The 15,598-nt window shown below is 68.2% G+C and carries 13 protein-coding genes and 1 pseudogene; 8 read left to right on the top strand and 6 right to left on the bottom strand.

All coding sequences use genetic code 11. The annotated features are described in order from the left end of the window. Window positions 1-68: 68 nt before the first annotated feature. The 3 genes from O7626_RS38755 to O7626_RS38745 form a co-directional block, all read right to left on the bottom strand. On the bottom strand, window positions 69-2,867 hold the full coding sequence (locus O7626_RS38755) for a BTAD domain-containing putative transcriptional regulator (RefSeq protein WP_278065885.1): 2,799 nt from the start codon (window positions 2,865-2,867) through the stop codon (window positions 69-71). Further along, window positions 2,858-3,010, bottom strand: a complete 153-nt coding sequence (locus tag O7626_RS38750; protein WP_278065884.1) for a hypothetical protein — start codon at window positions 3,008-3,010, stop codon at window positions 2,858-2,860. Before O7626_RS38750 ends, O7626_RS38755 begins: the two co-directional genes overlap by 10 nt. A 106-nt stretch (window positions 3,011-3,116) precedes the next feature. Continuing rightward, window positions 3,117-3,377, bottom strand: a complete 261-nt coding sequence (locus O7626_RS38745) for a hypothetical protein (RefSeq protein WP_278065883.1) — start codon at window positions 3,375-3,377, stop codon at window positions 3,117-3,119. An 80-nt stretch (window positions 3,378-3,457) separates the two neighbouring features. On the opposite strand from O7626_RS38745, the pseudogene O7626_RS38740 reads away from it, so the two are divergent. After that, window positions 3,458-3,547 (top strand): annotated as a pseudogene (locus O7626_RS38740) (IS5/IS1182 family transposase); the annotation flags it as partial. 120 nt (window positions 3,548-3,667) lie between these two features. Here O7626_RS38740 and O7626_RS38735 read toward each other — a convergent pair. The 3 genes from O7626_RS38735 to O7626_RS38725 all read right to left on the bottom strand — a co-directional run bounded on the left by O7626_RS38735 (window position 3,668) and on the right by O7626_RS38725 (window position 5,774). After that, window positions 3,668-4,252, bottom strand: a complete 585-nt coding sequence (locus tag O7626_RS38735; RefSeq protein ID WP_278065882.1) for a dihydrofolate reductase family protein — start codon at window positions 4,250-4,252, stop codon at window positions 3,668-3,670. A gap of 70 nt (window positions 4,253-4,322) precedes the next feature. After that, window positions 4,323-4,877, bottom strand: coding sequence for a dihydrofolate reductase family protein (locus tag O7626_RS38730; RefSeq protein WP_278065881.1), 555 nt, complete (start codon window positions 4,875-4,877; stop codon window positions 4,323-4,325). Window positions 4,878-5,081: 204 nt separating this feature from the next. Beyond that, complete coding sequence (locus O7626_RS38725) at window positions 5,082-5,774, bottom strand: AraC family transcriptional regulator (RefSeq protein WP_278065880.1); 693 nt, start codon at window positions 5,772-5,774, stop codon at window positions 5,082-5,084. 945 nt (window positions 5,775-6,719) lie between these two features. Between O7626_RS38725 and O7626_RS38720 the strand changes: the two genes are divergently transcribed. From O7626_RS38720 to O7626_RS38685, 7 genes are all read left to right on the top strand, one after another. Further along, entirely contained in the window at window positions 6,720-7,775 is a 1,056-nt protein-coding gene (locus O7626_RS38720) for a DUF3500 domain-containing protein (protein WP_278065879.1), read from the top strand. A gap of 11 nt (window positions 7,776-7,786) precedes the next feature. Further along, window positions 7,787-7,924: a hypothetical protein gene (locus tag O7626_RS38715; RefSeq protein ID WP_278065878.1), complete on the top strand. Its 138-nt coding sequence runs from the start codon at window positions 7,787-7,789 to the stop codon at window positions 7,922-7,924. Between the two features lie 301 nt (window positions 7,925-8,225). Next, complete coding sequence (locus O7626_RS38710; RefSeq protein ID WP_278065877.1) at window positions 8,226-8,972, top strand: hypothetical protein; 747 nt, start codon at window positions 8,226-8,228, stop codon at window positions 8,970-8,972. A gap of 654 nt (window positions 8,973-9,626) precedes the next feature. Next, complete coding sequence (locus O7626_RS38705; protein ID WP_278065876.1) at window positions 9,627-10,571, top strand: RNA ligase family protein; 945 nt, start codon at window positions 9,627-9,629, stop codon at window positions 10,569-10,571. A gap of 1,163 nt (window positions 10,572-11,734) precedes the next feature. Next, window positions 11,735-12,937: an ISL3 family transposase gene (locus tag O7626_RS38700; protein ID WP_278065875.1), complete on the top strand. Its 1,203-nt coding sequence runs from the start codon at window positions 11,735-11,737 to the stop codon at window positions 12,935-12,937. A 196-nt stretch (window positions 12,938-13,133) separates the two neighbouring features. Next, complete coding sequence (locus O7626_RS38690; RefSeq protein WP_278065873.1) at window positions 13,134-13,571, top strand: nuclear transport factor 2 family protein; 438 nt, start codon at window positions 13,134-13,136, stop codon at window positions 13,569-13,571. 158 nt (window positions 13,572-13,729) lie between these two features. Next, on the top strand, window positions 13,730-14,722 hold the full coding sequence (locus tag O7626_RS38685; protein ID WP_278065872.1) for a S8 family serine peptidase: 993 nt from the start codon (window positions 13,730-13,732) through the stop codon (window positions 14,720-14,722). Window positions 14,723-15,598: the final 876 nt, after the last annotated feature.

Here is a 15,598-nt window from a genome sequence, read left to right as displayed (position 1 = left end):
TCAACGCCTTCGAGATGACCTTCGTTCGTTTGACAGAGCCCCTTGGCGGATGCCTGGCCGTTGCTGGTTCAGCCTTGTTGGGTGAGTTCGGTGTCGTGGCGGCGGAGTTTGGCGTGTACCCGTTCGGCGTCGGGTTCACGGAGTTGTTCCAGTAGGTCGAGTGCGTCCCGCCATGCGCGTCTGGCCGCTTCGGTGTCGCCGAGCGTCTGGTAGGTGTCGCCGAGGTGGTCGAGGGTGTTTGCGATGCCGTACCGGTGTCCGACCTCGCGGCGTAGCCGCAGCGCGGTCTGGTAAGCCTTGATGGCTTTCGGGTATTCGCCGAGGTGGTGGTGGGCGTAACCGATGCTGTCCCAGGTGGCTGCCTCGGCGACCCGGTCGCCGGTGTCGGCGAGCAGTTCGAGTGCCTCCTGGTTGACGTGCAGCGACTGTCGGTGGTCGCCGAGTTGGCCGTGGCACCAGCCGACGGTACCGAGCGCGCGGGCGCGGTGTGCCCGGTTGCCGTCCGGCGGGAAGAGGTCCAGGGCGCGTTGGGCGTGCCACAGCGCGGCGCGTGGATCGCCGCGCCGTTCCAGGACATACGACAGGCCGTGGTGCGTGCGTCCTTGTCCGAGCGGGTCGTCGAGTTGGGTGTACAGGGCGAGGGCGTGCCGCAGGTGCAGTTGGGCGTCGTCGTTGCGGTGCAACCGGGTGTACGCGTACCCGAGCCCACGGTGGGCGCGGGCCTGTTCCGCGCGGTGGTCCAGTCGGCGGGTGGCCTCCAGCGCGGCCTGCAGGCTGGCGGCACGGTCGTGCCAGAGGCCTCGCCATTGCTGGAAGTCGGCGAGTGTCCACACGAGCTGCCAGGTGTGGGTGTCGAACGTCGCCCGACCGGCCCGTTCGATCGCGGCGAGCAGTCCGGTGTACTCGGCGCCGAACCAGGCCAGCGCCTCCTCGCGCCCGGCCGGTGGTCGGATCCACACGGCGGGGTCGGCCGGTGCTAGGGGGACCGGCTCGCGCAGCGGCTCGATGAGCAGCGCGGCGGCGTGCCCGGTGTGCACATAGTGGTCGAGTAGGCGACGCAGCGCGGTATCGCGGTCGGTCGCGGTGTCGTTGGCGTGCGCAAGTTCGATGGCGTACGCCCGGAGCAGGTCGTGCAGCGTCCACCGGCCGTCGACATGTTCGGTCACCAGGTGTGCCGTGGTCAGCTCGGCGAGCAGGGGGCGCAGCTCGGCCGGGGGCAGGCCGGCGAGGCTGGTCAGCGCGTCCACGGCGATGTCCGGGCCGGGGTGCAGGCCGAGCAGCCGGAAGAGTCGCATGGCGGGCTCGCTCAGCGTCTGGTACGAGTAGCAGAAGATTGCGCGTACATCGGTGGCCGTGTCCGGCGAGGCGAACTCGTCCAGGCGGTCCCGGGCGGCGCGCAACTGTCCCGCGAGCGCGGCCAGCGGCAGCGCCGGGCGCTGGGTGGCGCGCGCGGCGACGAGCGCGAGGGCGAGTGGCAGCCCAGCGCACCGTTCGACGATCTCGCGTGCCGCCGTCGGGGCGGCCTGCACACGCTCGGCGCCGAGGCGGCGGGTCAGCAGCTCGTGCCCCTCCGCGCCGGTGAAGAGGCCCAGCTCGACCGGGTGCGCGCCCTCGACGGCGACCAAGCCGGTGAGCATGTTGCGGGTGGTCACGATCGCCGCGCTGCCGGGGCCGCCGGGCAGCAGCGGTCGGACCTGGTCGGCGGCGCTGGCGTTGTCTATCACGACCAGCACGCGACGCCCGTCCATCAGGGATCGGTACAGCCCGGCCTGGCTCTCCAGATCCGACGGGATCGCCTCACCGGGTACGCCGAGCGCGCGCAGGAAGAGCGTGAGCGCCTGGCCGGGCGTCATGGCCGGGCGGTGGTCGTACCCGCGCAGGTTGACCCAGAGCTGGCCGTCGGGGAACCGGTCGGCGGCGCGGCGGGCCCAGTGCAGCGCGAGGGAGGTCTTGCCGACCCCTGCGGTGCCGCTGATGACGATGATCGTCGCGGGTGGGCCAGAGCCGCACAACAGCGCGTCGAGGCGGTCGATCTCGCGGTCCCGGCCGGTGAACCCGGACACCTCGGGCGGCAATTGCCGTGGCACCGCCGGCAACAGCATCGTGCCGGTGGCCGGCGATCGGAAGCCGCCCAGGATGGCCGCGTGGACCTGCCGCATCTCCTCGCCCGGATCGATGCCGAGTTCCTCGGCCAGGTGCCGCCGCCCATCGTGGTAGGCAGTGAGGGCGTCGCCCCGCCGGCCGCTGCGGTGCAGGGCGGTCATCAACTGCACCCAGAACCGTTCGCGCAGCGGGTGCTCGACCGTCGCCTGCACCAGATCCTCCACGACCCGTTCGTGTCGGCCGAGTCGCAGGTCCACGTCGAATCGGCGTTCCAGCGCGTACAGCCGCTGCTCGCGCAGGCGGGGCAGGATCCGCTGCTGAAGGATGTCGGAGGGTACATCGATGAGCGGATTGCCGCGCCACTGGGACAGGGCCGCGTGCAGGGCGGCCGCCTCGGCTACCGGGTCGGACCGCTCGGCGGCCCGGTCGGCGTCGGCCAGGCCGCGGCGGAACCGCTCGACGTCGATCCGCTCCGGCGGGACGTCGATGAGATAGCCGTCCGCATCGGTGACGATCGCACCGGAACAGCCGGCCTCGTCCAGCAGCGCCCGCAGCCGCGTCACCGCGAGTTGGACAGCACGGCGCGGGCTCTCCGGCTGGCGGGCGTCCCACATCGCCTCGACCAGCTCGCCGACCGGTACGACCCGTCCGGTCCGCAGCACCAGGGTGGCGAGCAGGATGCGGTGCTTCGGGGAGCGGACCGGCACCGCCTGGTCCGCCACCCGCATCTCGAACGGACCGAGCAGCCCGAACGCTAGTGCCACGGGTACGGGCGGGTGACGGGGGCGAGCCGGCCTTCGACGGCATCGCCCGGCTCGGCCAACTGGTCTGGCGTCTCCGCCGAAGCGACCGGCTCGGCGGTGCCTGGGATGAGGCAGGTCGCCACGACCAGCGTCACGAGCGACACCGGGCACGCCAAGCGGATCCTTGACACCTGCCTACTCCAAATCATCGGTTGTGCCGTTCGGCACCATCCCGGATGGGCAACGCCGGGAGTGTGCCAGAGAGCTGTTTCATCTCGTATTCATCGCCGGTCGTGGGCCTGCCGGCTCGTCGCTGGGCCTTGCGGCGTAGTCGATCAGGCCGCTGGCGAGCAACGCGAACGCCTCCCGGGCAGCGCCGGACGCCCGCACCGCGACCTGTTGGTCGGAGACGCCCGCGTGCAGCGCACGGCGGATCGTGCCGATCGACTCCCGGTGCACCTCGATAATCGCCTCGGCGGCCAGGCGCGGACGGATGTCGTCCGGCGCTGCCGCCTGCTCGGTCGCGATCACGTCGGCGAGCGCGGCGGCGTACCGGGCGTGGATCTTGCGCTCACGGGCTCGCAGCGCCGACCCGTCCGGCCAGCACCGCAGCCCGACGCCGTCGATCCGTGAACAAGGCCCACGCCCGCATCCGGGTCTGCGGCGAACGCGCCGGCGCCATCCTCAAGACCTGGAAAGTCCGCGGTCGGGCGTCGGCGGACAGGGAGATCACGGAGATCATGGAGTCGTACGACGCGTACGTGACCAGGACGGACGAGGTTTTCGGCACTCGCAGTTCAGGATGGGCGCGAGCCGAGCCCTCACCCTGCACCGGTTCCGCTGTGGATCGGCCCATCAAGCAGCCTGGGTACGTAGTCAAGCAGTTGGGTGCCCTTGTCGAAAGTCTGCGCCTCGGTCAGGTCGAGGCCGACGTCGGGCCATCCATCGTAGATGCGCTCCCTGCCTGTCGCCCCGGTGACGACGGGAAACACGACCACGCGGTAGCGGTCCACGAGGCCGGCGGCGAGCAGCGATCTGCAGAGGGAGAGGCTTCCCAGGGTGGACAGCGGGCGGTCACTCTCCTCTTTCAGGGTCCGCACTGCCTCGACAGCGTCCCCGCGAATCAGGCGGGTGTTCGCCCATTCCAGCGGCTCGTCGAGGGTCGACGAGAAGACGATCTTCGGCGCCGCACCCAGCGGGTCGGGATCGTCCGGCCGCGACGCGGCGGCCCCGTGCATGAGCCGGTAGGTAGCGGACCCCATGAGCAGTGTGCGCTCGATCTTCGAGTCCTCCTCGAGCCAGCCGAGGTACTCTGGGCCCTCGAGCCCCCAGAACGCGGGCCACCCCTTGGCTGCGCCGTACCCGTCGAGCGAGGTGATGAAATCGACCATCAGTTCTTGTGACACGATGTTTCTCCTCTTGTTGAACGCTCGTGTTTGGGCCGATGCAGGATCGTCCCTGCCATGACCTCCTCCTTCATGCCCCGGCCGGCCCGTAGCGCAGCCAGACGACGCCCGATCGGAAGGACGTGGCCGCGATCAGCTGCAGACGGATTGGCCCCACGCCGTCGAGTATCCGCGGCCCGTCCGGCCACACATGCGGATTCACGAAGAACCAGAACTCGTCGACCAGACCCTGCTGAGCGAGGGTGTACGCCAGCTCCCCGCATCCGGAGACGATCAGGTTGCCTGTGTGCCGCTCCTTGAGCGCGGGAACGGCTTGGACGACGTCGCCCTCGATGAGGATGGCGTTCCAGTCCAGAGGTCCGATGAGCGTGCGCGAGGCGACGTACTTCGGCATGCGGTTGATCCGTCCGGCATATGCGCCCATCGACGGGTGCTCGCCGAGGTGCGGCCAGACGGCGGCGAGCCCTTCGTAGGTCTTACGGCCCAGCAGCATCGCGTCCGCCAGGCTCATCTGCTGAAGGCTCGTGTCGCCGCTGTCGGCGTCGAGCTCCAGCCAGTCCTCGGGCGAAGGCGCTTCGAAGGCGCCGTTGACGGTGACCTGGTTCTTGACTATGACCTTGCCCATATTAACCATTTACCCCCTACCGACTAGCTGAATAGGCCAGCACCACCGAGCCGTTGCCGATCTCGGTCACACCCATCAGGCTCATGGCGGTCGTCGCAGCCAACCGTCCCGATGATCGGCTCGTCTTGTATCAAACCGAATCTCACCGGCCGCGAGGTGCTGCTTGAGGGGGCTGAGGTAGAGACAGCGCAGTCAGACCAGCGATCAAAACGCCAGGAACGAGGTGAGGGACCTCAACTCGCCTGGGGTGTGGCCGGTCGCCCAGCGCATCGCCCGGGTGAGCTGCGGTTGATCGTAGTAACCGCCGATGCCGATCGCATCGGCGATCGATCCCCCGGCTACAAGGAGCAGTGCGGCGTGCCGTGCCTGCTCGATGCTGATGAGCTTGCGGTGCGAGATCCCGACGGCCTGGCGGAACCGGATTTGCGCCGTCCGCTCCGACATAGCTCGTGGCCGCACGCCGTGACGGATCTCCTCGACGAGTGGGTCGAAGACCAACAGACCTGCTCGCAGGAGCCTGTCGACGAAGACGTCGACGTTCTGCTCGGTGGGCATCTCCCACTCTCGGTTGTCCAGCAGGATCCGATCTACCGACGGGGTCGGCAGCGAAGCATCGTTCAGGTTAACCAGACCCGAAGGCGGGAACAAGGGCAGATAGGCACCGGGCTGCAGATCGACACCGAAGAACTCCCAACCCTCCGGACAGGCCAACTGTGTTGCCCTGGTCTCCGGTCCATGCAGGTGCACCGTCACCTCGTGCCGATAGCGCGCGAACGAGATCAGGGTGGAACGTTTGACCGCCGAGGTGAACCTGGTCGCGGCGTCGCAGCGCGCCGACCACACCCGCTGCACCAGCGGGAGTTCACCGGGAACAGCCTCGAAGATCAGCCCCATCATCGTCCTCCCGCAGGAGCTGTCGCTAATGAGATCCTGCCGCTCACCGAACGCTTGAGGGCAAGATCCGCCGACAGGAACACTCCCCAGGCCAGAAACAGCGGATCCCAGAGCAGAGCATACCCACTCATCGCGTCGCGGTCGTAGCCGTCGGCGGGCCGGATCGCACCGTCAGCACGAGTGCCGCGACCACGGTGTTCACGCCCCGGCAAACCGTCAACCCGACCGCGCCGATCCAGCTCACCCCGCTCACCCACTGACCCACTGACCCACCCGCGCGGCCTGTGGCCGTATCGGTTGGTCACCCCGGGCACCCTGCCGATCTGGCATCGCCGGCTTGTCCGTCGATGATGATTCTACCCAACCACGGTCGCAGCCCGCCGGTGCGCGGTGACATTCGGGACCTGGTGGTCCGCCTGGCCGAGGTCAGACCCACGCTGGGGCTATGCCAGGTCCAGGGCGAACTGGGCCGGCTGGGACATCGGGTCGGGGTCGGCACCGTCCGCCGGTCGGCCCGCCGCCCGGGGGTGTAGACGACCTGGCGAGCCTTCGTGAGCCTAGTATTCCGCGCCAGAAATTCGCCTACAACTCGGGCGAGTGAATCGAGGATCTCCTCGGCGGTCTGGTCCAGATGAACGGGGGGTGGGTTGCTGTTCCAGGCGGCGATCCATGCCCAGATGTCGGCTTCGAGGGGTTCGGACACTCTTGTGGGCACCGCGGCGAATCTTCTGCTCGACGGGATAGCCAAACCAGCGTTCGACCTGGTTGATGCAGGAGGAACCGGGCTCCCAGCGTCAGACTCTGTAACGGCCTCCAGGCACCAGGATTGAACCTACGTCAGCGAGCGACCACCCGGATTTCAGCCCAGCACGGGCGTCCTGCCGGACATCAGGGACTCCGGAGCATCAGATCTGTAGCCACTCCTCCGAGCGCACCTGGGATCGTAGGATGATCGTCTCCTGCGGCGCTCCGGACACGCAACGACGTCGCGCAACCATTCTCTTGGGGGACCTTGTGACAACTGCCACCGATGACGCCCACCGATGCGCGCGTGCTCTCGTCGCGAGCCTGGATGAACAGCAGTGCCGCCTGGTCCGCGGCGACCTCGCCGACTCCAGCCTGCGGCAGTGGAGCTACCTTCCCGGGGATCGGCCCGGCCTGTCGATGGAGCACCTCACTGACGCCCAGCACGCACTCGCGATCGATCTGCTCCGGTCGGCCCACTCTCCCGACGGCGGCGATCTCGCGGTCGGCGCCATCGAGATCGAGCGGATCAGGCGGGAACTGGCGACCGGCTCACCGCCCGGAGGTGACCGCTACTGGCTACGGATGCTCGGCGACCCGGACGGCGACAAGCCATGGGGTTGGCGGATCAATGGCCACCATCTGGCCGTGCACGTCGTCGTGACGCCGGCCGGCACCACGTTCACCCCGCATTTCGTCGGGTCCGAGCCAGCCGTCGTACCATCCGGGCCGCACGCCGGCCGCCGGATCCTCGGGCCCGAGGAAGACCTGGCCCGCCAGCTAGTGACTGGGCTCGATCCCGACCAACGTGCGCTCGGCATCAGCGCCGACATCGCTCCCGACGACATCCTCACCCGAGCCGACCCGGTGGCCGACCCGGAACTGCTGCCCGAAGGTATCGGCCGTGACCTGCTGCGTCCGGCGCAACAGGAAGTCCTCGACCAGTTGGTCCGTCGCTACCTTCACCGCGCACCGACACCGTACGCCCAGGCCTGTTGGCGCGACGTCCAGGCAGCGGGCCTGCACCGGATCCGGTTCGCCTGGGCGGGGCCAACCACACCCGGCGCGGGCCACTACTACTGCATACAAGCACCGCAGTTCCTCATCGAGTACGACAACACCCAGGATGACGCCAACCACGCCCACTCGGTATGGCGGCATCTACGCGACGACTGGGGCAGAGACCTGCTCCGCGATCACTACGCACGGCTCCACACCGCGACATCCCCCCCGCCTCCACCCAGGGCATTGCGTAGTTGATCCGCGCTGTCGTGAGCTGCGGATTGGTGCGGCTGGGGCTGGCCCGGTGGCTACGCGCCCGGCTGCGACCCCGACCACCGGCACAATGCCGGCAGCGGCGCATCGTGATCGCCATGGACGGCGAGACGCTGCGCGGCGCTCCGACGTAGCGACGGGACGCAGGTGCACCTGCTGTCGGCGTTTGGACGCCCCAGGACGAGTACGATCTGCTAATCGAAGATAGTTGCAAAGAGGGAGATTCGGCGTGATGCACGGCGCGGTCGTGCGTTGGGACCCGGAGAATCCACACGAGAAGGAGATGCGCGACAAGCTTGCAGGACAACACGAACGTGGCGGTGGCGAGGGCCTAGTGCGTCTTGTCTCCCAGCTACCCGACAGGATTCGTGGTGGGAAGACTCCGCTGTGGACGAATTGGCGGTCGTGGGTCCGACCCGCGGGAAGGCCGGCCTGATGGCCGACGACCCCGTCGCCGAGCGGGCGCGGCTGACGTCCGAGAGCTTCCGGCTGCTCACGCAGAAGTCACCGGACCCGAACCGAGTCAGGGAGGTCAACCGCCAGTATCGTGCGCTGTTGCCCGAGCTAACCGTCGCGCGTTGCCCGGACAACGGCGAGTTGGTGCGGTGGCCGATCGATGTGTACGGCCTCGACGGCCGCTTCTGGAACTACGTGAGCTCCATCCGCCGCCCGCCGTCGCCTCTGCCGCGCAGCTGGCTTGCCATGACCGGAGCGATGCGGCTGGCCAATCCGGTGGAGCATCCGCCGTTCGCCGTGGTCCCGGGCCCGGATGTGCCGTTCGTCGTGCCCCGGATCCTCAACAGCCGAGGTGTGCGAGCTGTTATCGCCGAAGTTACGGTGGGTGCGCACACCGGCTGGACAATCAGCTACTTCGGACCCAGGCCCGAAGGCGTCACGCTTGTGAATCTGTGGGGCCAGAACACGTATCCGGTGTACCGGGACGGCGTTAACCGCGGCTGGGACTGGGACCCTCCGCGGGTCTCACAGTACGACTTCGAGCTCACCGACTGGCTGCGGTTCGGCAAGTTGTTGTGGCTCGAACCCGGCGACGACTCGGCCACGTTGCGGGAGGGGCCGGACGGCTGCCCGTTTGTGGACCTGCCCGGTCGACGCCGGATTACGGTCATCTCGAACGGCCTGGTCCAGCAGGTGGCGGCGTTCGCCGGCCATGGGGCAGGGTAGACCTCATTGGCAAGCTGCTATGACTGTCAGGTGCTGGTGGCTGCGTAGGTGCCATTCAGGGTCCGGAGAGTTGCCGGCTGATGTAGCACTTGAGGCTGCGCATGATCTCGCGTTTGGTGCGTCCGCCTATGTGGACCGGCGCGACGGTGTAGAGCGCTCGGTCGAGGCGTCGGTCGCCGCTGCGGTTGAGCCGGTAGCGGGTGGTGTTGCCTGATGAGGCTGAGCCCGAAGCCAGCGGCGAGGAGGGTCATGTCCTCAACCTTGCGGAACCAGACGAGCACCATCGGGCCCGGTAACAGCAGGTCAAGGCTCGAGTGCCACAGCCGGTACCGCAGGCGCGGCGCGTGCGTACAACAGCCGCGAGGTGCTGCAGGAGGTCCCTTGGGACGTCGACGATGGCACGATGTGCAATCACGGGGGTCCTCACCGCGTGGGTGATCTTGTGTTGAGAATTGCCTACCCAGGGGTCCCACCCCCGTCCGGTCCCGCCACATTCATCCGTGTCGCACCAATCAACACAATCGCGTCGCTCGGGTCAATTTGGTGGCACACGGTGAAGACTGACGAAGTGCGATTCATAGCGACCCGGGGAGTGGATGGGCCGGGTGGAGAAATCCGGATGACATCGACGACGACCGTGTCGACACTGGTCGTATGCAACATATCCAGTACCTGAAGATCGCCACGACGAGCGCCGACGACGTCGCAGGGCCGTGGATCGCCACCGAGAAGATCCACGGAGCACAGCTCGTCGTTGCGGCGGATGGCCGCACCATGCGCGTCGGCAAGCGGAAAGCATGGCTATCCGACGACGAACCCTTCTTTGGGTGGCAACTGCTGCGCGACCGGCTGGCAGCGGCGGCCGAGGCCGCGTGGGCGGGGCCGGGCACCACCGTACGCCTGTACGGTGAACTGTATGGAGGCTCCTACCCGCATCCCGACGTTCCCCCGGCGCCAGGGGTCACCGCCGTGCAGACCGGAATCTGGTACACTCCCGACCTACGTTTCGCGCTCTTCGACGTACTCGTGCAGACAACCAGCGACGACGAGGGTGTGTACCTGCCGTACGCGCAGGTCCGCGACATCGCAGGCGCTGCCGGGCTCGACGTCGTGCCACTGCTGCGACGCGGCCGACTATCCGACCTCGACACGGTGCCGACAAGATTCATCACCAGCATCCCTGCGGCGCTCGGGCTACCACCCCTGCCGGACAACCTCGCCGAGGGCATCGTCATGCGCGCCGACCAGTCGCTGCCGCCCACCAAACGATCGATCGTAAAACGCAAGATCGCCGAGTTCGACGAGCAACGCTTCGACCAGAGTCGGCCCTTCAACGCGGACGCCTCGCTCACACCAACAGACCTGCTCGCAATCGCCGAGCACATGGTCAACCCAACCCGCCTCGCCTCCGCGCGTTCCAAAGTGGGCGAAGACCAAGCCGCCATCACCGACGAGACCATCCTGGACATCCTCATCGACCTCACCAACGCCTTTCCTGCCGCAATGGCGCAACTCGACCCCACGGCCGACACCGCCCTGCAGGAGCACATACGGCAAACCGTCCAACGGGAGTTAACTGCTTGGGGGCGGTCTCGCTAACGGCCCCCACCCGCCGCTGCACGTCGCCACGACGCCTGGGCCTCCGCCACACGTCGAAGACCGTCGAGCGACCAGCCAAGAGTTCGCTCAGCCGGTAACAGAGAATCAGGTTGTCGTCCTCGCTTTCGCCGCCGTGACGGAGCAGGCCGACCAGCGGGACGAGGTCAGGATCGAGGGAGATGAGCTTCCGCTCCACCCGTGCCATCCAGTCCGCCGTAGGCGGGGGACCGCCACGGTCCAGTGGCACGGCCAACCTCCACGGCTGGTTCGTAGACTCGGTCGGAGTGTCCAGCGAGTACGGATCGGCATCAGCGATCACGAACACCTCGGCCGGGAAGTCGACGCCGTAGCACTCGAGGAGGACCTCGCGGGCGCCAAGCCCGGTTTCGTACAAAGCACGGGCCAAGCGGGCCCGTAACTACCGCCACCCGCATCATCGCAACCTGGACCGGCTGGCGTGCTGCCGCTCGAGCTGAACTACGGTACCTCAGGAACGCCGCACTCGCCGCTGAATCGCGGGACCGTCGAAGGTCAGGTTGGGATCGGCGGCCATGAGCTGGACCAGCTCCACGACGTGGACGAAGATCTTCTTCTCGCGAGCCTGCTGCTCTGGATTCCTGAGCTAAGGACTTTGCCGAGGCCCTGGGGAACCACCTTCGCCAAGCCGGGGACTGCGGGCGAGGCGCCGTGTTCGCCCGCCAGGCCCGACCGGGCGTCTGTCCCTTGGTCGATTGGTGATCCGCAAGCGCGGTCGTGAGGTACACCGCGTCTTCGTCGATGGCGGACTCAGCGTTGCCCCAGCCGTCCCAAATGCACACGTAGCAGTCATCGGCGGTGGCGGTGTGGGCGGCCAGGAACTCGAAGGAAGCCGGCCGGGCCGAAGAACACGAGCTGCTGCCACGGCAGCCAACCCTGCGTGAGCCAGTCAGCTGCGCGGACATGCCGCGAAGCGCTCGTCACCTAACGTGACGTCAGAGCCGGTCGCTGACATCCAGACTTGTCGGTGTGCGGGCGATCAACGGATCGTGGCTCAACGAAGTTGATGGGGGCCGGCTGATGTCCGGGGGCTGTTCAGGGTGGACCCTGGTGTGAGGGCGCCCGTGGCCTCTGGTTGATCATCTTGTTGTCGAAGCAAGGTTGTTCACGACAGAAAAGCCACGGGCATGGTTGAGGATACGACCCGGCTGCTGGGCCTTGCCGGGCTGGCCGTCGTCGGGGTCGCGGACGGGCCGGAGGGTCTTGTGGTGGACCTGGTCACCGCGGATGAGCGGGCACGGCGGTGTCCGAAGTGCGGAACACCGGCGCGCAGGTCGAAGGGCCGGCGGGTGACTCGGCCACGTGACCTGCCGATCGGTGGGCGGCGGCCGGCGCTGCGGTGGCGCAAGCGGCGCTGGCGTTGTGATGAGCCAGCCTGCGTGCGAGGCTCGTTCACCGAGGCGGTGGAGGTCGTGCCGGCGCGTAAGCGGTTGACCGCACGGTTGCGGGCGGCGGCTGGTGCGGCGGTCGCCGATGGTGGACGCACGGTGGTGCAGTCAGCGCGGGATCACGACGTGTCCTGGCCGGTGGTCGGCGCCGCGTTCGCCGCGCATGCGGCAGCGGTGCTGCCCGAACAGCCGCAACCCGTCGAGGTATTGGGCATCGATGAGGTTCGCCGGGGCCGACCGATATTTGTGTTCGATGAGGCCGCCGGGACGTGGGAGAGCACCGTCGACCGCTGGCACGTCGGATTCTGTGATCTGTCGGACGGGCAGGGGCTGCTCGGTCAGGTCGAGGGCCGCTCCGCCCAGGTCGTGGCCGACTGGCTCCTGGCCCGCCCACCGGCCTGGCGTGACCGGGTGCGCTATGTCGCGATCGACATGTGCACGGTCTTCAAGTCCGCCGTGCGGCGGGTGCTGCCGCACGTCCAGCTCGTCGTTGATCACTTCCACCTCGTGCAGTTGGCCAACGCCACCGTCACCGAGGTCCGCCGCCGGGTCACCGTGCAGCAACGGGGCCGACGCGGACGCAAAGGCAACCGCGAGTGGGAACTACGTAACCGGCTGACCCGCAACGCCGCCCGGATGCGCGCCGAGTACGTCGATGACCTGCAAGACGAACTGGCCGCGCTGCCCGCCAGGATCGGCGTGCCGATCCTGGCGGCGTGGAACGCCAAGGAGGACCTGCTCGATCTGCTCGCGCTGGCCCGTACCGACCCGGACCGAGAACGCGTCGCCGTGCTGTTGGACCGCTTCTACCGCCGTTGCGCCACCACCGACCTGCCCGAACTTCACCGCCTCGCCACCACGATCGAGACCTGGTGGCCACAGATCCTCGCGTTCATCCGCACCGGAATCACCAATGCCGCTCCGAAGGCACCAACCGAGTGATCAAGACCGCCGCCCGCGACGCCTACGGCTTCCGCAATCCCGTCAACCAGCGACTACGCACCCGCTGCGCCACCACCCGACGAACCCGAGGCCACCTCGACCCTCGCTAACGTCGTTGAGCCCGGATCGTGCCAGGCGAAGCGCGGCGACCGATTTCCGCCAGCGCATCCGGGCAATTTGGGGCAGGCTAAGGGTCATGACTACGCCTTCGACAACGAGCGCCCTGTCCGTGCTACAGGGGATGTACGCCGCCGAAGCCGATTACCTCGCCGCAGGCGGACCAGGAACCGCGGACTTCACGCCGCTCGCACCGTTCTTCTCTCCAGACGTCGTGCTGCACCAGGCAGAGACCCTGCCGTATGGGGGCACCTGGCGGGGCCATGAGGGCCTGGAACGCTTCTTCCTTGCCATGAGCCGGACGTGGGAGACCCTCGAAATGCTGGAGCAGCATTTCCTGGCCACCACCAGTCCGCTCGTCGTGCTGACCCAGGTACACGCGCGAGCCCGAACGACCGGACGTGAACTCGATTTCCCGATCTTGCAGACGGTCACGGTGGAGAACGGACGGATCAGCGAAATCCGCCCCTTCTATTGGGATACCGCCGCGATCGCGACCGCCTGTGGATCACAGTAATCGCCCGGGTCGACAGGCCGTGACCGCGACTGGGCACGGAGTGCGCCCGTTGGCGTCTCCGCCGGACCGGCCACGCAAGCGCCGCCTGGCCAACAGCGGTGAAGCCAACATGAAGGCGGCGACGGCTACCGTCACATGACTTCCCCGAGGGAGGAACTGTGCGGCAAAGCGTGCGGCGTGTCTGGTGCATGCGTACCGTCGCGGCCGGTCTGGTCGTCGCGTTGGGAGTAGGGCTGGCACCACCAGCAGGCGCCACGGCGGTCGAGGCCCCGCGGCCCGGGCAGGTTACCTGGGACGATGCCGGCGTGCCCGGGACGCAGACCGGCGCTCCGTTGGGCCTGGACCGGCTCGACCAGCGTGATTTCGGGCGGTCCGGCACGTTCTCCTGGCTGACGACAGGGCGCAACGTGCACGCGTACGTGCTGGGCGACACCGTCGCGACGACCCATGCCACCTTCGGCGGCCGGGCCAGCATGGGCACTGACTTCACTGGCGGAACCCAGTGTCCGGACGGGCCGTGGGACAACTTCGGGACCGGGTTGGCCAGTGCGGTCGGCGGCACGAGGCACGGGGTGGCGAAGGAGGTGCGGATCGTGGGGGTACGGATCGCGTCCTGTTCCGCACGTACCACCTCCGAACGCCTGGTCCAGGGCCTAGACTGGGTGACGGCCAACGCGGTCAAGCCCGCCGTGGCGGTACTCAACATCACGCACCCGGCTGATTCCAGAGTGGACGCCGCTGCGCTACATCTCGTCCGGAGTGGTGTCACGCTCGTCACGACCTCCGGGCAGGTCGATTCGGCCACCCAGGACCGCGACTCACGGAACGTCTCGCCGGCCCGGGTCCGCGAGGTCATCACGGTCGCCCAGACCTGGGCCAACATCGTCCAGTTCGCTATCACCCGCCTGGGGCCGAACGTCGACCTGTTCGCGCCCTTCTCCCACATGGCGATCGGGACCGGCGTCGGCGAGTACGACACGACGATGAACGAACCTGGCCTCGTGGCCGGCGCCGCAGCACTCGTGCTGGCTGTCCACCCAGACTGGACCCCAGCGCAGGTTAGCCAGGCCCTCACCGACCACGCGACACCGAACCTGATCAACCAGGATCTGCAGGACACACCAAACCTGATGCTCTACACCGGCCCGTGACCGGCCTCCGGGCCAGGCTCCGCTGTCCAGGTCCGCGCCCGTACGCCCTCGGGCCATGGCTGGTCTGGCCAGCGACCGTGGTGTGCCGGGGCTGGGTACGCTCCTGCCCCGGCACACCCACGATGAGGCGGCCGGAGCCGTGGACCACACCCGACTTCGTCCAGGCAGGTGCAGGGCTCGGACGGGTCGGTCCCTCCTCCCCCGGGGCGACCGACCCCTTCGTGACCAGTCGAAGATCATTCCGACGCCGGCCGACGCTCTAGCCCGAGCAGCCGGCAATTGCGCCCCGTCAACCACATCTGCGAGTGGTCCGATGGGGTGCCTGTGGTGTGCCGCCGCTGGATCCCCCCAATCCCCTATCCCGCGGCGGCACACCACCCCTACCGAGCAGCTACAGCCGACCACTCACGATGGGCGACACCGTGACCCGACCCACCCACCACACACACCGTCAGCCCGTCCGGGGCTCGATCCCGGGCCCCGACCGCGCAGGTACCGCTGACCGTGCTGACACCGCCGCTCAGTTCGCCCGCCTTGCCGCTGCCTGCCTCACTGCGGCCCCCTGCGTGGGCCGAGGCGCGTCGGCCGTTGACGCGCTGCTTGACGGAGCCGCTTATCTCGACGGGGCGCACCATCTTCTGACGGACTGGATAGACGAGGGCGAGCGGGTGGGCGCCGAAGCCTCCCCCGAGCGGGGGACCGATCTCGTCGGCACCGCCCGACGCTTTGCCTGGGGCGCGCTGCTCCTCACCGAGCACCTGTTCATCGATTCACCTGACCGGGACAGTGCCGGATGGGAGGCCACGAGCCGGAGCCGTACGGCGACGGCTCGCGTCCTTTGCACGCTGGCCGCTGAACGGCTCCACCACGCGCTCA

The sequence above is a fragment of the Micromonospora sp. WMMD1102 genome (genome assembly GCF_029626265.1).
Classification (GTDB): domain Bacteria; phylum Actinomycetota; class Actinomycetes; order Mycobacteriales; family Micromonosporaceae; genus Plantactinospora.
The sequence above is the reverse complement of the archived record's forward strand: the minus strand, read 5'-3'. Positions and strand labels throughout refer to the sequence as shown.